Source organism: Caldisericum insulae, assembly GCF_047785965.1.
Classification (GTDB): domain Bacteria; phylum Caldisericota; class Caldisericia; order Caldisericales; family Caldisericaceae; genus Caldisericum; species Caldisericum exile_A.
In genome coordinates this window covers 21,474-41,965 of sequence record NZ_JBLOBF010000003.1, presented here as the reverse complement: position 1 = coordinate 41,965, position 20,492 = coordinate 21,474, and the positions used below count along the sequence as shown (strand labels likewise).

The window sequence follows — 20,492 nt, the reverse complement described above, 5'->3', positions numbered from 1 at the left end:
AGTCTTATGCTCTCAAATTCAATTCTTTAACAATTCTCTCGTAACGCTCTTTATCTGTTTCCTTAAGATAAGTAAGAAGTTTTCTTCTCTCACCGACTAACTTAAAAAGTCCTCTTCGAGAAGCAAAATCTTTTTTGAATTGCTTTAAGTGCTCCGTAAGATTGTTTATTCGTAATGTAAGAAGTGCAATCTGCACTTCAGGTGAACCTGTGTCACCTTCGTGACGACCAAATTTCTTAAAAATTTCTTCTTTCTGTTCTTTTGTAATCATTTTTTACCTCCTATAAAAATTTTTATTCCGCTAATAACAAAGGAAACCGTATGGAGGGTTATACGAGTTTCCCTTGCTAAAAGCAAAGATATTATACAATATTTTGTATCTTTTTCAAAAATAATAGCGATTTGGAAAACGAGGCTTATAAAATATAATTGTGAAGTATGAAAAGAGTTATAGAATTTATCGAAAATAACACATCGTTTATCATAACACTTGGAATACCTTTGGGACTTATGTTCCCTCAATTTGCCGTCTTAAAACCATATCTTACTGAATTTTTGATGCTCGTCCTGTTTTTTACCTTTCTTAAGCTTAAATTTCAAGATCTATTAAAAGTTTCAAAGAAAGTAAAACTCATTTTATGTGCGGTAGTTTTCGATTTGATACTGCTTCCTATCTCTGTCTTTGTAATTTTAAAAATTCTAAAGGTTGAAGATTTTCTTCTTGCATCTTATCTTCTCTTTTCTGCGGTGCCAGCAGGAGTTGCCTCAGCTTCAATTACAGATATCCTCGAAGGAGATACAATTCTTTCAACAACAATAATTATCATTACTCATATTATTGCACCCATTACAATTCCATTACTCTTTTATATCCTTCTTAGAAAGGTTATACATGTTGACTACCTCAATATTTCTACAACCCTTATAAAGCTCATTTTCATTCCGTTAATACTATCTCAAATATTCAAATACACATTCAAAAGGCTCACAACTCAAATTGCTTCAAAAAACAAAGTCATAACAACTTTAATCCTGCTTCTCCTTGGCACGACAATTTCTGCCATTAACTATAACTTCATAGTAAAAAACCCAATTGAATCAATAGGATTTATTCTCTTTTCTATACCAATATATCTTCTATTTATGATCGTTCCATTCTACATAACACCTTTTTTGCCTATGAAGGAGCGAATTTCAATTTTTGCAACAAAGACATTTATGAATGTAACAATCGGTGTTATACTTGCGCTTTCCTTTCTTGATGCAAAGGCTTCGCTTGTACTAACCCTTGCACAGATCCCTTGGTCTTTAATGATATTTCCTTCAGAGATTCTTATTAAACTAAATAAAAAAGCCCCCGCAAAATAGCGGGGGCAAACGAGGAGGACTTTATTTACTCAAGTGAAATTTCTTTTGTCTTCTTGCCAGTTTCAACCTTTGGAAGAGTTATTTCAAGAACTCCATTTTCGAATTTAGCCTGAGCTTTTTCAGGATCTACTTCAGCTGGTAAAGGAATTGCTCTGTAGAAACTACCATATACACGCTCTTCAATGAAGTAGTTCTCTTCTTTTTCCTTACGCTCCTTCTTTACTTCACCAGAGATAACAACAGAATCAGGTTCAACCTTAATTTTTACATCTTTCTTATCAATTCCAGGAAGGTCTGCTTTTACAACAATTTCATTATCTTTTTCAATAACATCAACAGAAGGAGCAAAGGCAATCTGGGTTTCTACTGGTTGAATTTCTCCCCTTTCCTTCCTTGGAAGCGCCAATCTTGGTCTTGCGCTTCTCCAGAACTGAGAGAATATTTCATCAATTTCTTGTTCAAGTCTTCTAATTTCTTCAAAGGGATCATAGATTCTTGCCATATCCATCACCTCCTGCAATATATTATATATAATTTTTTAAGTTTGTCAAGGGGGTAAAATTAAGAAAATTATCAAAAAGTCCCCGAATTCGATAATTTATATCAAAGCCAGCACCAACAATTGTAAAGAGCACAAGAAGCAGTGTTTCCGAAAAAAAATCAATTCCGTCAAAATATTCAGATTCATTATGCAGGGTATTAACTGCAACCGTCCCAAGATCCATACATGCAAAAAGTGTAGAATAGTTAAAGTGCATTGCAATGTAAGCCGCAAGTGATATAAAGGCAAGGGTATTGATAAGTTTGAAAGACTTTGTTCTCATAAAATTTTTCTTAAAAAAGTAAGTATGAAATTAGAGAAAGGCACTTAATTTTCTTTTATTAATTTGTCCTCAAGGTGTTCATTACATTCAAATTGAATATTTGTATGATCAATACCGAACTTTTCTTTAAGAATTTTTTCAATCTCAAGACGAATGTTTTTGGTTTCATCAACGCTCGTATTTGGCAGGACATTTACATGCGCTTCAAGAAGTGTTTTTTCATCATCGAGCCGCCACACATGGATATGGTGGATATTCACAACCCCGGGAATCGTAAGAACGTTTTTTTCTACATCTCTTAAATCAATATCACTTGGTGTTGCTTCAAGAAGAATAAGTGTGCTCTCCTTGACAATTTCAAATGCTTTATATCCCGTATAAATGGCAATAAGGATAGTCAAAAGAGGATCAATCCAGTAGATTTTAAATATCCACATAAAAACTGCACCAAGAACAACTGCAACTGATGATAGAGCATCTGAAAGTAGGTGTAGATACGTACTTCGAACGTTCAGGCTGTGAGCATGCGAATGTAATAGAATTGCACTAATTGAGTTTGCAATAAGACCGACAACTGCAACAGGCAGCATGAGACTGACATTAATCACCTCAACTGATAAGAAGCGTAAAATTGCTTCACGAATGAGGAGTGCCGCAATAACAAGAAGAACTGAACTATTTACAAATGCAGCTATTATCTGAGATCGCCTATATCCAAAGGTAAAACGTTCGTTATGCTTTCTTTCAGAAAGTCTCAAAGTCCACAAAGTAAAAATTCCTGAGAGTGTATCTGACAAATTATGCATCGAATCCGAAATCAAAGACAAACTTCTTGAAAGAATTCCAAAGATTATCTCAAGTACTGTTATGAGAATATTCATAAATATTGAAACAAGTACTCTACCCGATGCACTTCCAATTTCGTAGTTGTGGTCGTGTTCTTTTTCCATTTTTCCCTCTTAAAAACCCATTTCAATTATATTACATTTGTTGTAAAATTTATAAGAGAGGTGAAAAATGGGGCACATAAGAGATTTAGAAACAAATCTTTATTCAAGGGATTTTTTTGATGAGGAACTCGAAAGGCTTAGTAAGAAAAGAGATGCAAACATTGGCACAATAATTATAGAAATAGACACAAACGAACCTCAAATTATTAAAAAGACTGCGGAGTTGCTTTCAATATCTGTAAGAGGATATGACATTGTTGGAAGAGTAAGCAAGAATGAGTTTGGAGTTATTTTAGAAGACATAAACGAGGACAACATAATTGAAATTACAAAACGGATAAAGGATGAGCTTGAAAACTATTTAAAAGAAATGCCAAATCCTCCAAAGGTAAATATCGCATGGAACATAAGCGGAAGCTTCTTTGGAAATGTGAAAGAGGCATACGAGAATTTAAGAAGAAAAAAATAAATTCATAATTCTTTCACAATTAACTCTATAATTTTTATTGAGAGGTGAACGATATGGAATTGAAAAATATTAAAATAATTGGTGGAGTTGGAGTCTTGCTTGCAATTTTGAGCGTAATTCCAGGACTTGGTATCTTTGCAGGCATTGCAGGTTTAGTGCTCGTATTTATTGCCATAAGTGAACTTTCAAAGCTTACAAAAAATAAAAAAATTTACGACAATTTCCTTGTTAGCTTCATCCTTCAAATAGTTTTAGCAACCGTAGGTGGACTTGCACTGATTGGAATGACTGTAAGAAGAATCTTTATGGGAAGTATGCTTTACTATGGATATATAATTCCAAATAGAAGATTCCCAAATTTCAATTTTGGTGTAAAAAGACACCCATTTGGATTGTTTGAAGGTCCATTTAGCAATTTTGGTTTAAGAGAAAATTTGGGGATAGGTATCATAATTGTATCGGTTGTATTTGGATTAATCCTATACGGCATTTTAGTTGCAAGAAGCTATTACTTAAAGAAATCTTATGAGGAGATTTCAAAAGAAACTCAAGTTGAATATTTCAGAACCGCAGGAAACCTTATGTTCATTGGCTCAATACTTTCAATTATACTTGTTGGACTGCTTGTTTACTTTATTGGATATATTTTTGAGGTTGTTGCATTCTTCTCACTTAAAGACAATTTAGAAGTAAGTACTCAAGAGTCCCCTCCTCCACTCCTTTAATGTTTTAACATATCTCGTTTAGGGGTAGCAAGTTGCTACCCCTTCTTTTTATTTTACAAATCTCCTATAATTCTTTTTGAGGCGACAGATGAAAAAGGCAATGAAAAAATATTACGAAACAGCAGCAGAGAATACTGTCGATGGTATTTACTTTGTTGATAGAAAAAGAAAAATACTCTACTGGAATAAGGCAGCAGAGGAAATTACAGGCTACAAAAAGGAAGAGATAATAAATAAAAGATGTTTTGACAATATTCTTCGTCATGTGGATGAAAATGGAACACTTCTATGTCTCACAAAATGTCCGCTTGTGAGAGCAATGGAAAAAGGAGAAATTGTCTCTGAAAATGTGTACCTGCACGATAAAAATGGAGCAAGAATACCAGTTAATGTTGAAGCAATTCCTGTAAGAAATAGAAAAGGAGAAATTGTTGGCGCTGTTGAAAGATTTAATCAAGGTTGGGGATTGCCTTTAATAAGAGAAAATATCCAAAAGCTTCAAAAAGATGCTTTTATTGACCAATTAACTCAAATTCCTAATAGAAGATACCTTGAAATAAAAATAGATGAAGCAATTAAAGAGGTAAATCTACTTAATAAATCACACGGCTTTTTATTTATCGATATCGATGACTTTAAGAAGTTAAACGATACATATGGACACCTCATTGGAGACAGAGTCTTAAGAGCAATTGCACAGACAATTCTTTCAAATATAAAACCACACGATATTGTTGGAAGATACGGCGGAGAAGAATTTGCAGTTATCCTTAAAGACATCGACGAAGAAAATCTTAAGAAATTTACAAAAACACTAAGAATACTCATAAACAATTCATCAATAGATATAGATGGACGTGAGTTATCTATAACTACTTCAATTGGATGCACTCTGATAAGAAAAGATGATACAATTCAATCCCTTATTGCAAGGGCAGATGCTCTTATGTACGAAGTGAAGAAATCTGGTAAAAATAATTGTAAATTTGGTTAGAAATTTAAATCAAACGGAGTTAAAAGCCTTCCTTTATCGAGGACAAGCGTATTCTTTCTTATCACATATTCAAACTCAACAGGTATAAGATTTGCAAGGATATTCTCAAATTCGTTCATCTTAATGCTTCCTTCTCTTAAATAAAGGGTAGTCATAAGGATCTCAAAGTGAGGATCTCGGAAACTATAAAGTTCTAACTTATCAATGAATTTTCTTACATCCTTTTTCTTGTAATCTCTTTCTACTAAAATTTCTTGCTTTTCAAGAATTGAATTTAAGGCATTTTCAATATCAAATTTGGAAATACCAGACACTGTGTGTCCAACTACAATATTTGTAAACATTGCCTCAAACGAAGTTATAGACCTTGCAGAATATGGAAGCGGCTTAATTCTCTTTATTACAAGAAGACCTTCAAATGCTTCTGTAAGTGATTCAAAAATCTTATAAAGATCAACCTCTTCCCTCAAGAAGAAGTCAAAATACTCATCCTCCCCTACCATGCCGACACTCAAAGGAAATCCCAATTCCAATTGCACTCTTTTGTTAAAACCTTCGGTAAATTTAAGAGGAAGACCTGATCTTCTTAAACCCCTTTCAATAACAGTTTTCATATCAAGATGCCCCAAGTAAAAAATTGCATAGGGACGCTCAAAATTAACTCTTATTCTCATATATCTTTATTATATTGAGAAATGAAGATTTTTTCTATTTCTCAAAAATATATTACGGCAATCAAAAGGAGCCGTATAAGATGTTCCTTTTCCTTGCAATATATTACTTTTTGTGTTATAATTTATTACAAATGAGGTGAAAAGATGCTAAAACTTGAAAACATAAGCTTTAAAGCTGATAATAAACTCATCCTTAAGGAAGTTTCTATGGAGTTTGAGGAAGGTAAAAAGTATGCAATCCTTGGTGTAAATGGTGCTGGGAAAAGCACTCTTGGATATATAATTATGGGGCTTGAGGATTACAAGCCAACAACAGGAAGAATCCTCCTTGATAATGAGGATATTACAAATCTTTCAATCTATGAACGCGCAAAAAGAGGAATAACGCTTGTCTTCCAGGAACCACCAAGATTTGAGGGAATTAGCGTTGGAGCATATTTGACGCTTGGTGGAAAAATAAAAATCGACCGAAATGAGCTTGAACAAGTTCTTGAGACAGTTGGATTGAATCCAAAACTATATATAGCAAGAAAGGTTAACGGAAGTCTTAGTGGAGGCGAAAGGAAAAGAGTTGAGCTTGCTTCAATTTTGGTTTTAAAGCCAAGATACGCAATCCTTGATGAACCAGATTCAGGTATTGATATTATGAGTCTTGAAATGGTAAATAATGTCCTAAATTATATCGCTTCATATGGTGGAACACCCATTATAATTACTCACAGGGAAGAAATGGCAACAAATGTTGATTTTGCATACCATATCTGTAATGGCATTGTCCTTAATAAAGGAGATGCTATCTCAGTAATTGAGGAGTATAAGAAAGAATGTGGTATATGCAACCATCCAAATGCACCAAAACAAAATGAAAAATCAAAAGAGGAGGTTAGAAAATGGGTATAAATATTACCGATGAATATAAACAAATCGTTGATGCCCTTGAAAAGAATGGATATGATGCTTCAAAATACTTTGATAAGAGAGTTGCATCAATCATCATAAGTGGAAATAGAGTTATAGGACTGAATAATGTCCCTGGTGTAAAACTAACGCCAACACAAATAGAAAATGGTGTGCGTGTTGATATGGAGATAGAAGAAGGCGTTGCACTTCCAATTCCTATTCATGTTTGCACTGGATATGTTGAAAAGAGAGGACTTCAAAATGTCATCTTCAATATAAGAATAAGAAAAAATGCAAAAGTAAAATTTACAGCCCACTGTGTTTTTCCGCAGGTTGAGGAATTCACCCACAATGCAATCTCAAATGTAATAGTTGAAGATGGAGCAGTAATGGAATATGCCGATGAACACTTCCACTCAGATCTTGGAACGATAAATCTTAGGACAATTACAAATGCAAAGGTTGAGAAAGGCGGTATATACAAAAATAGTTTTACCTTAACAAAGACACGTATTGGGAAACTATATGTTGAAATGAATCTTGACCTTGGAGAAAGTGCAATTGGAGAACTTACATCAAAAGTAAAAGGAACCAAAAATGACGAGATTGAAATAAAAGAGACATTAAACCTAAACGGTGAGCGTTCAAGAGGAATTGCTAAATCAACAGTTGTTGCGCTTGATGAGACAAAGGCAAATATTGTTAATATAGCATATGGCAACGCACCATATTCTTACGGACATGTTGAATGTAATGAAATCACAAAAGGTAACAAAGTTGATGTGAAAACTGAGCCAATCCTTAAAGTTGTTAATGATCTATCGGAACTCACTCATGAGGCATCCATTGGGAGAGTAAATAGAAGGCAACTCGAAACTCTCATGGCAAAGGGATTAACGGAAGAAGAAGCAACAGAACTTATCATAAAAGGAATTTTGCAGTAAAAACTTAAAGGAAAGGCAATTGCCTTTCCTTTTTAAACCTTCAAGAAAAAAAATACTTTAAGGCAACTTATACCAATCTGGATTTTCTTCAAGAAGCGGCTTCAAATTAAAAGCCCAATCTAAAAATTTATTTACATAGTCTTTACCAACAAATCTTGGACCATGCTGTGGCACAATCTGTTCTAAATCTAATTTACGTACCATATTAACCCAGGATTTAATAGCAAAAGATGAAGGCATATACCTTTTGTGGAAAGGTTCCATAAATTTTAAATGCTCTTCAAAATTAGAAACAACTTCATAATCTGCACCAATTGAAGCACCAAAATCTCCCGAAAGAAGAATTGAAGACACAGGATCATAAATTTGAAAGTTTCCTTCTGAGTGTAAGAAATGCGCAGGAACAAGGACAACCTCGGAATTTCCTAATTTCAGTCGCATTCCTCCATCTTTTACTTTTACTAATCTATCCTCAACAATTGCCTTTGGAAGAAAGTGTGGGATAAATCGTGCCCACAATTCAGAAACAAAAATCGTTGCATTCGTTGATACAACCCAGAAGTTTAAAGATGCACTTACATCTGGGTCTTGATGAGATAGAACAATATACTTAATTTTTTGCGGTGGAATGATAGAGGCAATCTCTGAAAAAAGATAAGAATTTATCCTTGAACCGCCAGGTTCATAGAGCAAAGCCTCACTTCCATCAACAATTAAAAACTGATTTGTTTCAACCTCATCAGAATCGCCAAATCCCGAAAATTTAAAAACCTTGTGATTTTCATTTTCAAAAAGAGAAACTTTCAATTTTCACCTCCTAATTATTTAAATCTCAGATTTGTATTATAGCACAAGAACCTTATTTAAGATGCCCTTATTGTATAAAAACTAAAAATTACTATTGGGGAAGACAGTAATAAGCTTGTAATTGAAAGCTCGAAACCAAAAAGAATAAAAGAAAGGATGAAAGAAACGAATACAATTGCAAGATACAGGTAAGGAGAAATAAGTACTAACTTTTCATTAGGTTTTATTTGAAATGTTTGATCTATTAATCTTACAAGAAAAGTTGTTGTGGAAACAATTACAAACCAACCTATAAAATTACCAAATGGAACATCAAAATAAGAGTACTGAGAATTGTTTTGCCAAACCCATAATCCAAACTTCACAGAAACAGGATCTATAAAGAAATCAAATGTCATAACGGCAAAACCATCAAGGAAAGCACACAAAATCAAATTAGATATACTATTTATATGAAAAAAATAATCTCTTTTTAAGAGAAATTCAATAAAGGCATTTGTAAGTGAATAACCGATTAATATAAAAACTATCCAGAAAAACCAAACAAGTATCGGAAGTCCCAAGAACTTGGGATTAAAGAAATCTGCATAAAAGTATCTTACACCAAGAGGACCACCATAATGCATACCTATATTTTCATATATTAATGGAGCAAAGATTAAAATTATTATTTGCAGTATCAATCCGAAATATTTCTTCCCATTTTTCACTTCTTTTGACCTATCCCTATAATCGAGCAATTTTTTATCACTCTAAAAAGTTTAGTGCTTTTTTGAAAAAATTGCAAATACTTGTCATATTTTTTCTCTTTATGTTCGACATTACCTCAGATGATTGAGACACATATTAATTTTTATAACTCTTTTTCTTCTTTTGTATTTTTTTAATTTTTGTCTATCATATTGTCACCCATTGTGAAAGTACTTCATCACTTAACGGGTGAAAGTGTCATCTTTTTTATATGTGCCCAAATTAAATTAAATCTGAGTTTATCTAAGAAAAATACAAGGAAAATTTGGAGAATCGCTTAAATCAGGTAATTATTAAACTTCAATGTGAATTTTATTATATGGAAGAAAAGATTTTCGCTATTTAAACTTACATATAAATACCAATACTAGTTTAAAATTATTCAATTTTTTGTTAAATATTTGTTCCCTATAGTGAACAAATGCGTTGGAATATAAATATAGATTTATTCAGAAAATTTATAAAATAACATTTATTTTTCCGAAAAAGAAAAAATTTTAGCTTTCAAAGTCATTTTTGACACTTTATATTTCCTCATATCACTATACTTTATGTATTAAAGATAATTTTAAGTTTGTACTTTTAAAATGTAATCTAATGCTTCTTTTTCATTTTTCTCAATGGCAATCTCCACGGCTTTTTTTGCTATCTCTAATAATTCCTTTGCCTTTTTTCTTGCTTCATGGGATTGCTGGACTAATGAGGCAATTTTTTGCTGGATTGATGGTGGAAGGAGGGGGATAACAATATCTCTTAATGATTCTTTAGGAACGGCACTTAAAATTGTACCTGAACACCTTTTCTTTAATTGTGATTGTAAAACGATAGTTTTTGATAGAACCAATAAAACTTCAGGCAGTATATCTAATGGTCTAAATTGGAAAAATCCTGTAGATGCTAAACAGCCATCATGCTCTTTATCAATCAATGCGAGCTTTTCTAATGAGCCTTCAACACTTGAAACAATTACATCATTTTCTCTTAGTAGTCTTCTTGCTCTGCTGGGTGCTTCATATCCTTTTATTTTATTTACACTGTGGACTACTCCAATTGATGAATCTATATCAGCTAATTCAATATAATAAAAAGTCTGATCAGGATATTTTGTAGGGTCAAAGTCTGGCTTAACGTTTTCAACATGGTTAAGCAATTTATCAAATCCGCCTTGATACTTTTTAATCTTCTCAATTATCTCTTCATACGCAGGCTGGAAATATTCCGCATCTATTCTATGGGCAGAGAAGGCGGAAGAAAGATTAGCAGTATAGGTCTTTTCGTATCTTGGCTTGAAGTTTTTAAACCCGAGTTCTTCTAAAAGGAGGGTTTCGGCTTGGGAGTAGAGTTCCAAAGAATCCAAAAATATTTTCCACGCAGATTGAACTATTGTTTTTATCTTTTTCTGAGTTTCCTCTGAAAAATTTGGAAGTGTTAGTTTTAAAAAGTAATCTTCATTAAATCTTGGATGTTCTGTTCCTGTGATGCTCCATGCGAGAATATTTTGCACTTCCTTGCTAATCAAGTAAGCAAATAATGTTTCAGGATAATAGTTTTTATCCTTTTGTCTCAAAACTACAAATTCAGTTGATGCCAATTTTAATTTTTCATTAAACCCTATGAAGCTTACTTCTTTTAGGTAAGGTCTTAACCGTGATATCAGAACATCATTTTCAAAAAAAATTTTTTTAGCAGAACCAACTTCTTCTGATGAAGTTACCTTCTTTCCACCATAAAGAAAATAAGAAGTAACGTCCGATAGATCAAAAACTATCCCCTCCCGGGTTAAACGCTTATTTTTAGGATCAAAGATTTCTCTGACATTATAAAAACAATCCTTAATCCTCTTTGAGCCTGCATTTTCTAAATATCGTTTTGATACAATCTTAGCTGGGTGGTAGAATTCTGGAGCTAATTGTTTTGCCCCTTCAAGTTCTGATAATTTTATAACGCTAAATACTGCCATAATTTTGTCCCCAAAAGTCAAAATGGTTATCACCTTTTGCTAATTGCTCTTTGGCAAACCTAATAAATTCTTCTGCTATCTCGTCTAAATCATGGTCAATTACCGGGTGTCCGTGTTCGTCTATAATGAAAGAGCCATCAGGATTTTTCTTGTATCTATACTCTCCGCTTTCGTCTTTCACTGGCTTTTCATTAACAGCAAAGAAAATGGGGTAATCTATTTCCTTCATCACTTTTCCATCAAGCCAGTATTTCTTAAAAGCTTCTGTTATTCTTTCCTCATTTAAAACTAAACTTATCTGTCCTGCTAAAGTTCTTTGAGAGATTTCTTTGGTGAGGTTGTTTATCTTGTTTTGTAGTGCCTTCATTTCTTTTTTCAATTCAGCTTTTCTTTCGGGGTTTGCACTTTTCAACTCCTCTTCTTTTTCTCTTAGTATTTCATCTAATTCAGTTAATTCTTGAACTAAAACAGCAAGAGGTTTCTTTCCTTTATTCTCTTGTTCCATTGTCTCTTCCACTTCTTCAGCTTCCGCTTCTTCTGTTGGTGATTCCTCAATCTCTTCTCCACTTTCAAAACAAGTTTCTAAGAAAGATTTAAGTTCTTCAGGTATTTCTTCTTCGTTTATTGGACTATCCCAGCGTAAATCTTTATACTTTTCTTCTAAAGCTTTCAAAAATTTTTCCCATTCGCTTTCGTATTTAGCGCTTATTTTTTGAATATTTTCTTTTTCATCTTTAGTATATTTCCTTAAAAACAAAACACTCGTCTTTGTTCCGGTATGAGGCTTAAAGGTGTTGCCGTGCAAACCAACGACTGCTAAAATCCTTGCTTCGTCAATAATAAACCTGCGGATGTATTCAGCGTTTGTGTTGTTTAATAATCCCTGAGGTAAAACAATAGCCATTCTTCCCCCAGGTCTTATAAATTGAAGAGAACGCTCTAAAAAAAGAATATGCCTATCTATTTGATTTACAAACCTTCCATTCTTCTCAGCCAACTTATAAAATCTTAAAATTTCCCTTTCTTTAACCGTTCCGGCAAACGGTGGATTAGTCATCAAAACATCAAAATCAAAATAAAGAAATTCCTCTTGATTTCCCTTGTTTAAAAGCCGGTCTTTTAAACCCACTTTTGTTTCAGCTGTCCAAGTATGTGGTACTAATGCATTATCTTTATAAATATGGGATTTGCCATCTCCTACAATTAGGTTAATTGCTTTGGCTATTTTTACAGCTTTTTTAGAAAAGTCAATACCATATACATAGGTTTGAGCAAAGTTTTCTGCATTTTTTGGTAAAGGTTTACCACTAATTATTCCACCAGCGATCCACATTACAGAATGTAAAAGAAAACCACCAGAACCACAAGCAGGATCAATAACAAATTCAGTGGCTTTAGGATTAAGCATTTTTACAACCATATCTATAACAGGACGAGGAGTAAAAAACTGACCTTCTTTTTTCTTCGCACCCTGGGGAACTAGATATTCAAAAGCTTCATCTATAATTTGAAGATTGGAATTGAAAAGTTTTATCTTTTCCAAGAAGGATACACAAACCTTCAAATGATTGTCTCTTAGTTCAATTTGGTCTGCAGGATCTGACTCAAACACCCCAGGCCATGTTTTTTTAGCGCCACTTAAAAGGTTTTTAATTGCCTGCTTTACTTGGGCAGGATCCCTATCACCAACGAAAAATTGAAGCTGGTAGTTTGGATCATTAATACCATTCCATTCATCATAAAGTTTGGCATAGATTAGCTTGAAAATTTCTTCAAAGAGATCATCAACTCCCGCATTGCCTAAAACAAGCTCCTCTAAGTCCAGCAATATCTTTTTAAGTGTTGTCTTACCTTGTTTTAATTCATCGTGTTCTTCAAGCCATTTAAGAGTCCATCTTTCAGTTAAAATATCTTTTAGTGTTTCTCCGTTTTTTGGTATTCTTGGAATTTCCACAAAGATATTGGGTTCTTCTCGGTGAAGCCTTATCATTTCGTTTCCATTAGACCAGACACCAATTGGAGCCCCGGAAGCATTACAATAACTCTTTAATTGTTCTAACCCTTGTCTTCTTTGAGGTCTTTTTACTTCAAAGATTATATATGGATTCTGGAGGTCTTCTTGAAGGACAACTATATCTGCGAAGCCGATGACTCTTGAGCCGAGAATAACCTCTTTTTCAACATTTATTCTTTTCTTCGGATAGCTATATTCATTTAATAATTTATAAATCCAAAGTTGCCTTACAATTTCTTCTGGTTTTGCAATTTTGTATCTATCTTTAATTTGACATTTAATGGAAAATTTTCCATCTTTTTCTATAATTAGATTTTCTACAGCTTCAAGTTCCTCATTACCGAAAATGGATAAGCCGTGTTTTACATCAGAAGTTGAAAAGATTTGTATTATTTTCTTTATTTTATTTTCCATCATGTCACCAATTATTAAATATAATATACATTTATTTTACCACTAATATTAAATCTTACCTTCACCTAAGCGTCTATTCTTCAATAAGTCAATTTTCGCAGTTTGTTTCCATCTACTAAAAATATTAATTCCTAAATTGAGCAATTTTTTATCACTCTAGAGATTATAGTGCTTTTTTGAAAAAATTGCAAGTTTTTGGAGCATATTTTTCTAAATTTGTATCTTGATTTGCTTCACTAAATTTAAAAGTAGCATAGTTATATGCACAAGTATATTTCTTTTGAGGTTTTTTCCCGCTTTTTACTACCCAGCAACATGATAAGTGCTTACAAGAAAAAGAAGCAAATTCATCATTTCTCGTAAACAATCTTTCCTTTTATAACTGTTTTTCGAACAGTATAAGATTCATCAAGACAAACAAAGTTTGCAAGTTTGTTCTCCTTTATCTCACCAAATGAAAGTTCAGAAATACTTTTTAAAGGATTCAAAGAGGAAGATTTAACTGCCTCTTCTACTGAAAAATTACCATATTGGATAAGATTTTTGAATCCCCTATCCATAGTTAAAACAGAGCCTGCAAGTGTGCCATTTGAAAGCCTTGCTTCACCATCCTTCACATAAACTTCAAAGCCACCTAACTTATAAATTCCCTCACCGAGATTTGTTGCTTCAATTGCATCAGTTATAAGAACAACTCTATTGCTGTATGGTTTAAGTAATTTTAAGACATATTTTGAGGTGTGATGAGTATCGGCAATAATCTGTAAGTAAAAATCAAAGTAAAAAGATGCTCCAATCACAGATGGTTCCCTGTGGTTAAAAGGTGCCATCGCATTAAAAAGATGTGTAATTGAATCCGCACCATTTGCATACGCTTCTTTTACTTCATCAAAAGTTGCCTCAGTATGTCCAATTGAAACCTTAATATTTCTGCTATTTAAAAATCTTATCAAATTAAGTGCATTAGGAATTTCAGGAGCAACGGTAAACATTTTCACATTCCCAAATTGGATGAGTTTTTCTGCTAATTCAACATTTCCTTCTAAGAAAAATCTTTCATCCATTGCACCTTTTTTCTTTGGATTAATAAAAGCACCTTCAATATGCACTCCTAAAGGAATTGCGTTGAAATTCTTATAACCCAAATCAATCTCTTTCAGTTTCCCTATTAGATTCTCAAAAGGTAGGCTTACAAATGTTGGAAGAAAAGCAACAACTCCTGTTTTAGGAAGTCTATTTGACATCTCTATTACTGCATCCATTCCTCCATTTGAAACATCGAAACCTTCAAAACCGTGTATATGCACATCAACAAAACCAGGAGCAACAATATAATCCGTTAAGTCTATAAAATTTCTTGTATGATTTTCTCTTGTAATTTGAGTTATAACACCATCTTTAACATAAATAAAAAATTCACCTTCAAGATATTGAGGTAGGTATATTCTTGATACCTTAAAAACAATTGTATTTTCAGATTCCATATGTCACCTTCCTTAATCTCTCTGGCTTATCCGGATTTAATTGCTTCTCAACGGAAAGATAAAACGAGAAGAGTTGTAAAAATGTTGCAATTGCAATTGGATATTCAAGAGTATTGCTCCCCTTTATATTAAAAGATAAAACACCCTTAGGAACTTCTCCATCGGTTATAACAAGTACATGTGCATTGTAAGAGATAAGTACTTGAAGAATCTCTAAATTAGAAGGAAATGTTTCGTCTTTCGGCATAAGGAAAATAACAGGTGTTTCAGAAGAAAGGGAAGCAATTGGTCCATGTAAAAAATCAATAGATGAATAACCAATTGCATTCACAAGACTTGTTTCTCTAAGTTTGAGAGCAAATTCAAGCGCATTCGGATAGTTAAATCCTCTACCAAGAATGATAAAATTTTTGGCAAACCTGTACCGTACGACAAGATCTTTAATGATGTTGGAATTATAAAAAACATGACTCACAGAATCTGTAATAGAATCAAAATCAACAACTTTATTAAAGGCATTTGCAAGACCAAGAAAAAATAAAAGAGAGGCACAATATGTCTTCGTTGCAGCAATGCTCTTTTCCTCGCCCGCATTCAGATGAAACGCAATTTTAGAAATCTTTGCAAGCGTTGAACTAATACTATTTGTGATACCAATTGTTAAACTCCCTGCATTATTAAAGCTCTCAATCACTTTTATTACATCTTGTGTTTCGCCTGATTGACTTACCCCGATTCCAATTACCCTTTCCAAATGAGGATAGCTATTATACCAAGTAAATAGTGAAAAAGATGCAAACGATACAGGAATTTTATAAGTTGACTCAATAACATACTTTCCAAAAACTGAGGCATTATCAGAAGTCCCACGAGAAGCAATCATAAAAGAACATGGATTAAAGGAAAGTATTTCGTCTTTTATTGACAAAAAATCTTCTCTTTTCTTGTAGTCATTCAATATTTTTAATTCTTCATGGATTTCGTTATACATAAAATAATTATTCTCCATATGTTATTTCCCCCATTATGTATTGAGATTTACTGCCCGTTGTTTGCGGAAGGTGAGATTTAAGTTTTAACTTACTTCTCATTGCATAGAGCGCAAAAGCAACAGATTCTTTTGCCTCAGATGGCAGACCAAACTCATCTGATAATTTTAATTCAATTCCTTTAAGTAGTCTCTTTAAGTTGTTAACAAGAGTTTTGTTGTTTGCGCCCCCACCTGATAAAACAACATATTTTGGTTTTGACTTAATAAATGTTTCAATTGAATACCATATTGCAAAGGCTACAAACTGATTGAGCGTAGCTATGAAATCAAACCTATCTATATAATTAAATCTTTCAAGTAAGTCTTTCATAAACGCTTCGCCAAACTCATTTCTTCCAGCACTCTTTGGAGGATTTCTAATTATAAACTCATTTCCTTTAAGAAAGTCAAGCATCTCCTCAATTACTTTTCCCTTTTTTGCAAACTCTCCATTTTTGTCAAAATCACTTCCAAACAAAACTTGCGAGGCATAATCAAGCACCATATTACAGGGTCCCATATCAAAGGCTATGACACTTTGAGGATCTTCATCAGGAATAAAAGTGATATTTGAAATACCTCCTAAATTAACAAGCGCAATTGGTGAAAATCTTTTAAAATAGAGAAAATCAAAAAATGGAATTAACGGAGCACCAGTTCCAGAAAGTACAATATCCTTTGCCCTAAAATTGGAAACTACATCAATGTGGTTTCTCAAAGCAATAAAAGCTGGCTCTCCAATTTGAAGTGTTGAAATGCCGTCATTGTGATAAATCGTCTGTCCATGAAGTCCCACAACAAAAACATCACTACTATCGATGCCAAACTCGTTTAAAAATCTCTCCAAAAGTTTTGAAAACAATTCTCCAAGTTCGTAGTTTAAATCAGAAACTTCTCCTACAATTCCCCTTTCTGAAATCTCTTTTATTCTCAATTTCAACTGTGCATCGTATGGATATGTCTTATAATGAAGAACCTTTAAATCCCTTGCATCCTCAAGAGAATCGATGAGAGATATTGTTACACCGTCAAGAGATGTACCACTCATTATGCCAATTGCCTTCATAGTATCTCCTTATAGACAAGATTACCTATCACTCTTCTTAAATGCATATGCTTGTTATTATCTCTTCCAAAATAAACTCTATTTGTAAGAATTGTGATGGAAATATCCTTTTCAAAATCAAAGAAAATTGAAGTCCCAGTGAAGCCTGTATGACCTATTGAGTCATCGGATGCAAAGTCAGGACCACCACTAAGAAACTTCCCCTTTACAAAACCAATTGTGCGCTCTGGTTTTAAGCCACCCGTAAAAGACTCCCTCATAAGTCTTATCGAATCTTCAATAAGAATTCTCTTCGATGAAACAAAACCTTTATTTAAAATGAATTTTGAGTACTGTTCAAGATCTTTAAGGTTAGAAAAGAGTCCTGCATGACCACTTGCTCCACCCAATGCACGAGCATTTTCATCATGAACAACACCTTTAAGCCTCTTCCCATTAAGAACTTCGGTTGCACATACTGAACCTTTAACTTCAAAACCAGTATCATACATTAACAGATCATCAAAGAAACTACGCGCATTTTCTTTCAAGGATTTATTCGTTATCTTTTCAATGATAAAACCTAACAAAATAAATCCTAAATCACTATATTCAACTTGTTTATCTGGTGGTCTTTCAATACCATACTTAAGAATTTTTTCAATTGCTTCTTCCTTTTTAATTTCTTCCACTTCATAAGGTCTGTCATTTGAAGCCTGCAAGTTAGACGCAAAAATAGGAAGCCAAGCCTTTAAACCTGCTGTATGAGTTAAAAGATTTTTTAGCGTAATATTACCTGGGAATCCTTCAATATAAAGAGATACTGGATCATTTATGGATAAAAAACCCTCCTCAACCAATTTTAAAATGTACGGTGTTGTAAAGACAACCTTTGTAAGAGATGCAAGATCAAAAAGGGTCTCATTTGTTATAAAATCTCCGTTTTCTTCTGTCTTTCCCCTAACAATCTCAAAAAGCACTCTATCACTTTTTACAACAGAAACGCCGATTGCAGTTGCTATCTTTTGCTTTAAAGCCTCTTCCACTACTGTTTCTATATTCATACAGGAAGCCTCCCCATAGCCTTGTATTCTCCCTTTACTACATTTAGTGCAACTTCTACAATTTTCGGTAATGGCGAATAGGTAAGGACAATGCAATCAGCAAATGTAAATAGTTGTCTATCAAATGGGTCTCCCAAAATTATGACACAGACATTTTTAACAATCCTCTTTATACTTTCTACAAGTTCAACTTGTTTCGGATTATTAAAGGCGTTGTAAACAGTTATGACAACATTATCATCGCTTTTTAGATTTGAAAGAATATTATTTTTCTCATCTTCATTAGGTTCTATTGAAAAGTGCAAAAATGCTTTGGATCCAAAATGCTCTTTCAAACTTGAAATTACTATGAATTTGAAATTCTTTGTACCTATAAAATTCTCATCTTTATAAAGCGTTACAAATCTTTCGTTCCGTAAGGAAATCTCTTCCAAATTTGAGTCATCAAACTTCCTTAACCCTTCTATACGCTCTATATGTTCATCAATATTTATGTGTGATTTTTCTATTGCACTAACCATTGTCTTTTGCACTTCAAACAAGCTACAAACAGAAAGCATATCGTTTCCTGCAAGAAGTGCTTTTACAGGAATTTCTTCTAAAGGAAATACATTTGCTCCACCCATCTCAAGATCATCCGTCATAATGGGACCTTTATAGAATTCTCTTAAAAGTGATATACCCTTCTTTGAGAATGTAATAGGTAGGTCATCAATGAAAGGAACAATTATATGAGCGGTCATAATAAAATCTGATACATCTTTAACTGCTTCAAAAGGTTTAAGTGCCATTTCAAAATAGGGATAGTCAAGTTCAAATGAAGGAATAGTTTTATGAGGGTCAATCTTAACCCCACCATATCCAATAAAGTGTTTTGCAACTGCATAAACATGTGCTTTATGAAGTCCTTCAATTGCATTTAAAGAAAATTCAGAAACCATATCAACAAAACCGCCAAAACTTCTTATACTTATGGTATTCCCCTCAGTTAGATATACATCTACAACAGGTGCAAGATTCATATTTATTCCCTTCTCTAAAAGAATTTGACCCATCTTAAAATAGGTCTCTTTTGCGTAGTGTGGATCAAATGAAGACCCCAAATTCATATTTGAAAACATAAAGTCATCAAACTCGCTAATTCTTCTTACAATGCCCCCTTCTCCATCAACTGAAATGATCGGGTTATCAAATTCATTTTTAAGGATATCGATATTTTCTTTTAAATGCTCAATATTTCTTTTGAAGAGAATAAAATATTTAGCTCCAATTTTCTTAAAAAACTTCAACCTCTCAACTGATATAACTGGCTCCTCAAAACCAAAAAGGAAAATCTTTCCAATGTCAGCCATAGATTATCTCCTTAAGTTTATCTATTTCTTCTCTATAAAAATCAAAAACATTTGACACTCTGGGAATGCTTTCTATAACAACCGAAACATCATCTTTTAAGTCTTTCAAAAATGCTTGAACAAGCCTAAAATCCACATTACCTGAACCAATTGGCAAATGCAAATCCTTCCCTTGAACGGTATCACTTATATGAACCTTTCTAATTCTTTCAAGATATTTATCTTTAAGAAGTATTGGTTTATTGAATTTGTCCTCTTTTATAAAATAGTGAGAGATATCAAAACAGAAATTTACATTAAAGTTCATAAAAAAATCCAAAAACTCTTCAAAATTGGAAAATAGAGAATTAGTTGTGTTCTCTAAAACGATATTCGTGTATTTTGAAGTAAGAAACTCAAAAGAAGTTTCCATAATCTTAACTGACTTTTCAATATATCCATCAAACCTTGTTGTAAAACCTCCCTCGTGAACAACTGTATCAAACCCGAAATCAAGCACCCTTGAAATTTCATCTAAACTAAACTTTAGATGTCTCTTTGAGAGGCTTGCAAGATTTGTATAAAAGTAAGGCGCATGTATTTTTATTGGTTTATTCAATTTGGGAAGTGAATCCACCCCCAAGTCAAATACTACCTCAACCTCATCTACAAAATCTATATTATCATTAGCTTTAAGCTCTACATTATTCAAAAGAAAACCTATTGTTGAAAATCCTATCTCCAT

At 33.1% G+C, this 20,492-nt stretch carries 21 protein-coding genes; 6 read left to right on the top strand and 15 right to left on the bottom strand.

Translation table 11 applies throughout. The features are described 5' to 3' along the window. Positions 1–4: 4 nt before the first annotated feature. Entirely contained in the window at positions 5–271 is a 267-nt protein-coding gene (rpsO, locus tag ACMV0E_RS03145) for a 30S ribosomal protein S15 (RefSeq protein ID WP_416084924.1), read from the bottom strand. Positions 272–438: 167 nt separating this feature from the next. On the opposite strand from rpsO, the gene ACMV0E_RS03140 reads away from it, so the two are divergent. After that, positions 439–1,368, top strand: coding sequence for a bile acid:sodium symporter (locus ACMV0E_RS03140; RefSeq protein WP_416084923.1), 930 nt, complete (start codon positions 439–441; stop codon positions 1,366–1,368). Between the two features lie 25 nt (positions 1,369–1,393). Here ACMV0E_RS03140 and ACMV0E_RS03135 read toward each other — a convergent pair whose 3' ends face one another. Genes ACMV0E_RS03135 through ACMV0E_RS03125 form a run of 3 tightly spaced genes read right to left on the bottom strand, consistent with a single transcriptional unit; the run spans position 1,394 to position 3,142 of the window. After that, positions 1,394–1,870, bottom strand: a complete 477-nt coding sequence (locus tag ACMV0E_RS03135) for an Hsp20/alpha crystallin family protein (RefSeq protein ID WP_416084922.1) — start codon at positions 1,868–1,870, stop codon at positions 1,394–1,396. A gap of 22 nt (positions 1,871–1,892) precedes the next feature. After that, positions 1,893–2,192 carry a hypothetical protein gene (locus ACMV0E_RS03130; RefSeq protein WP_416084921.1) on the bottom strand — a complete coding sequence of 100 codons (300 nt, stop codon included), beginning with the start codon at positions 2,190–2,192 and terminating at the stop codon, positions 1,893–1,895. Positions 2,193–2,236: 44 nt separating this feature from the next. Further along, a complete protein-coding gene (locus ACMV0E_RS03125) occupies positions 2,237–3,142 on the bottom strand; it encodes a cation diffusion facilitator family transporter (RefSeq protein ID WP_416084920.1) in 906 nt (301 codons plus the stop codon). 67 nt (positions 3,143–3,209) lie between these two features. Here ACMV0E_RS03125 and ACMV0E_RS03120 point away from each other — a divergent pair, with 67 nt between their 5' ends. The 3 genes from ACMV0E_RS03120 to ACMV0E_RS03110 all read left to right on the top strand — a co-directional run bounded on the left by ACMV0E_RS03120 (position 3,210) and on the right by ACMV0E_RS03110 (position 5,330). Further along, complete coding sequence (locus ACMV0E_RS03120) at positions 3,210–3,611, top strand: diguanylate cyclase domain-containing protein (RefSeq protein ID WP_416084919.1); 402 nt, start codon at positions 3,210–3,212, stop codon at positions 3,609–3,611. Positions 3,612–3,664: 53 nt separating this feature from the next. After that, a complete protein-coding gene (locus ACMV0E_RS03115; protein WP_416084918.1) occupies positions 3,665–4,336 on the top strand; it encodes a DUF996 domain-containing protein in 672 nt (223 codons plus the stop codon). An 88-nt stretch (positions 4,337–4,424) separates the two neighbouring features. Beyond that, on the top strand, positions 4,425–5,330 hold the full coding sequence (locus tag ACMV0E_RS03110) for a diguanylate cyclase domain-containing protein (RefSeq protein ID WP_416084917.1): 906 nt from the start codon (positions 4,425–4,427) through the stop codon (positions 5,328–5,330). On the opposite strand, the gene ACMV0E_RS03105 is transcribed toward ACMV0E_RS03110, so the two are convergent. Next, complete coding sequence (locus ACMV0E_RS03105; protein WP_416084916.1) at positions 5,327–6,004, bottom strand: TIGR03936 family radical SAM-associated protein; 678 nt, start codon at positions 6,002–6,004, stop codon at positions 5,327–5,329. The genes ACMV0E_RS03110 and ACMV0E_RS03105 overlap by 4 nt on opposite strands. Before the next feature lie 144 nt (positions 6,005–6,148). Here ACMV0E_RS03105 and ACMV0E_RS03100 point away from each other — a divergent pair, with 144 nt between their 5' ends. Together ACMV0E_RS03100 and ACMV0E_RS03095 are read left to right on the top strand one after the other, a co-directional pair. After that, the gene (locus ACMV0E_RS03100) at positions 6,149–6,904 is read left to right on the top strand and encodes an ATP-binding cassette domain-containing protein (protein WP_416084915.1); all 756 of its coding nucleotides are present in this window, start codon (positions 6,149–6,151) and stop codon (positions 6,902–6,904) included. Then, on the top strand, positions 6,895–7,848 hold the full coding sequence (locus ACMV0E_RS03095) for a SufB/SufD family protein (RefSeq protein WP_416084914.1): 954 nt from the start codon (positions 6,895–6,897) through the stop codon (positions 7,846–7,848). Before ACMV0E_RS03100 ends, ACMV0E_RS03095 begins: the two co-directional genes overlap by 10 nt. A 57-nt stretch (positions 7,849–7,905) precedes the next feature. Here ACMV0E_RS03095 and ACMV0E_RS03090 read toward each other — a convergent pair whose 3' ends face one another. From ACMV0E_RS03090 to ACMV0E_RS03045, 10 genes are all read right to left on the bottom strand, one after another. Beyond that, positions 7,906–8,655 (bottom strand): oxygen-binding di-iron domain-containing protein, encoded by a 750-nt coding sequence (locus ACMV0E_RS03090; RefSeq protein WP_416084913.1) that lies wholly within the window; start codon positions 8,653–8,655, stop codon positions 7,906–7,908. Positions 8,656–8,711: 56 nt separating this feature from the next. Next, positions 8,712–9,365, bottom strand: coding sequence for a carotenoid biosynthesis protein (locus ACMV0E_RS03085; RefSeq protein WP_416085032.1), 654 nt, complete (start codon positions 9,363–9,365; stop codon positions 8,712–8,714). Between the two features lie 608 nt (positions 9,366–9,973). Beyond that, the gene (locus ACMV0E_RS03080) at positions 9,974–11,365 is read right to left on the bottom strand and encodes a restriction endonuclease subunit S (RefSeq protein WP_416084912.1); all 1,392 of its coding nucleotides are present in this window, start codon (positions 11,363–11,365) and stop codon (positions 9,974–9,976) included. Then, complete coding sequence (locus tag ACMV0E_RS03075; protein ID WP_416084911.1) at positions 11,352–13,793, bottom strand: type I restriction-modification system subunit M; 2,442 nt, start codon at positions 13,791–13,793, stop codon at positions 11,352–11,354. Before ACMV0E_RS03075 ends, ACMV0E_RS03080 begins: the two co-directional genes overlap by 14 nt. A gap of 350 nt (positions 13,794–14,143) precedes the next feature. Then, positions 14,144–15,277: an N-acetylglucosamine-6-phosphate deacetylase gene (gene nagA / locus ACMV0E_RS03070; RefSeq protein WP_416084910.1), complete on the bottom strand. Its 1,134-nt coding sequence runs from the start codon at positions 15,275–15,277 to the stop codon at positions 14,144–14,146. Next, positions 15,267–16,286 carry an SIS domain-containing protein gene (locus ACMV0E_RS03065; protein WP_416084909.1) on the bottom strand — a complete coding sequence of 340 codons (1,020 nt, stop codon included), beginning with the start codon at positions 16,284–16,286 and terminating at the stop codon, positions 15,267–15,269. Before ACMV0E_RS03065 ends, nagA begins: the two co-directional genes overlap by 11 nt. Next, positions 16,276–17,373, bottom strand: coding sequence for an anhydro-N-acetylmuramic acid kinase (locus tag ACMV0E_RS03060; protein WP_416084908.1), 1,098 nt, complete (start codon positions 17,371–17,373; stop codon positions 16,276–16,278). Before ACMV0E_RS03060 ends, ACMV0E_RS03065 begins: the two co-directional genes overlap by 11 nt. Continuing rightward, positions 17,370–18,416 carry a serine hydrolase domain-containing protein gene (locus ACMV0E_RS03055; protein ID WP_416084907.1) on the bottom strand — a complete coding sequence of 349 codons (1,047 nt, stop codon included), beginning with the start codon at positions 18,414–18,416 and terminating at the stop codon, positions 17,370–17,372. Before ACMV0E_RS03055 ends, ACMV0E_RS03060 begins: the two co-directional genes overlap by 4 nt. Next, entirely contained in the window at positions 18,413–19,768 is a 1,356-nt protein-coding gene (locus ACMV0E_RS03050; RefSeq protein WP_416084906.1) for a glycoside hydrolase family 3 N-terminal domain-containing protein, read from the bottom strand. Before ACMV0E_RS03050 ends, ACMV0E_RS03055 begins: the two co-directional genes overlap by 4 nt. Further along, positions 19,761–20,492 carry a sugar phosphate isomerase/epimerase family protein gene (locus tag ACMV0E_RS03045; protein WP_416084905.1) on the bottom strand — a complete coding sequence of 244 codons (732 nt, stop codon included), beginning with the start codon at positions 20,490–20,492 and terminating at the stop codon, positions 19,761–19,763. Before ACMV0E_RS03045 ends, ACMV0E_RS03050 begins: the two co-directional genes overlap by 8 nt.

What these genes read in the sequence shown, in the direction of transcription:
- ACMV0E_RS03110 (WP_416084917.1), top strand. Translation starts at nt 4,425, where the DNA reads ATGAAAAAGGCAATGAAAAAATATTACGAAACAGCAGCAGAGAATACT.
- ACMV0E_RS03060 (WP_416084908.1), bottom strand. Translation starts at nt 17,373, where the DNA reads ATGAAGGCAATTGGCATAATGAGTGGTACATCTCTTGACGGTGTAACA.
- ACMV0E_RS03100 (WP_416084915.1), top strand. Translation starts at nt 6,149, where the DNA reads ATGCTAAAACTTGAAAACATAAGCTTTAAAGCTGATAATAAACTCATC.
- rpsO (WP_416084924.1), bottom strand. Translation starts at nt 271, where the DNA reads ATGATTACAAAAGAACAGAAAGAAGAAATTTTTAAGAAATTTGGTCGT.
- ACMV0E_RS03120 (WP_416084919.1), top strand. Translation starts at nt 3,210, where the DNA reads ATGGGGCACATAAGAGATTTAGAAACAAATCTTTATTCAAGGGATTTT.
- ACMV0E_RS03045 (WP_416084905.1), bottom strand. Translation starts at nt 20,492, where the DNA reads ATGGAGATAGGATTTTCAACAATAGGTTTTCTTTTGAATAATGTAGAG.
- ACMV0E_RS03140 (WP_416084923.1), top strand. Translation starts at nt 439, where the DNA reads ATGAAAAGAGTTATAGAATTTATCGAAAATAACACATCGTTTATCATA.
- ACMV0E_RS03080 (WP_416084912.1), bottom strand. Translation starts at nt 11,365, where the DNA reads ATGGCAGTATTTAGCGTTATAAAATTATCAGAACTTGAAGGGGCAAAA.
- ACMV0E_RS03065 (WP_416084909.1), bottom strand. Translation starts at nt 16,286, where the DNA reads ATGGAGAATAATTATTTTATGTATAACGAAATCCATGAAGAATTAAAA.
- ACMV0E_RS03115 (WP_416084918.1), top strand. Translation starts at nt 3,665, where the DNA reads ATGGAATTGAAAAATATTAAAATAATTGGTGGAGTTGGAGTCTTGCTT.
- ACMV0E_RS03130 (WP_416084921.1), bottom strand. Translation starts at nt 2,192, where the DNA reads ATGAGAACAAAGTCTTTCAAACTTATCAATACCCTTGCCTTTATATCA.
- nagA (WP_416084910.1), bottom strand. Translation starts at nt 15,277, where the DNA reads ATGGAATCTGAAAATACAATTGTTTTTAAGGTATCAAGAATATACCTA.
- ACMV0E_RS03135 (WP_416084922.1), bottom strand. Translation starts at nt 1,870, where the DNA reads ATGGCAAGAATCTATGATCCCTTTGAAGAAATTAGAAGACTTGAACAA.
- ACMV0E_RS03055 (WP_416084907.1), bottom strand. Translation starts at nt 18,416, where the DNA reads ATGAATATAGAAACAGTAGTGGAAGAGGCTTTAAAGCAAAAGATAGCA.
- ACMV0E_RS03075 (WP_416084911.1), bottom strand. Translation starts at nt 13,793, where the DNA reads ATGGAAAATAAAATAAAGAAAATAATACAAATCTTTTCAACTTCTGAT.
- ACMV0E_RS03095 (WP_416084914.1), top strand. Translation starts at nt 6,895, where the DNA reads ATGGGTATAAATATTACCGATGAATATAAACAAATCGTTGATGCCCTT.
- ACMV0E_RS03050 (WP_416084906.1), bottom strand. Translation starts at nt 19,768, where the DNA reads ATGGCTGACATTGGAAAGATTTTCCTTTTTGGTTTTGAGGAGCCAGTT.
- ACMV0E_RS03105 (WP_416084916.1), bottom strand. Translation starts at nt 6,004, where the DNA reads ATGAGAATAAGAGTTAATTTTGAGCGTCCCTATGCAATTTTTTACTTG.
- ACMV0E_RS03125 (WP_416084920.1), bottom strand. Translation starts at nt 3,142, where the DNA reads ATGGAAAAAGAACACGACCACAACTACGAAATTGGAAGTGCATCGGGT.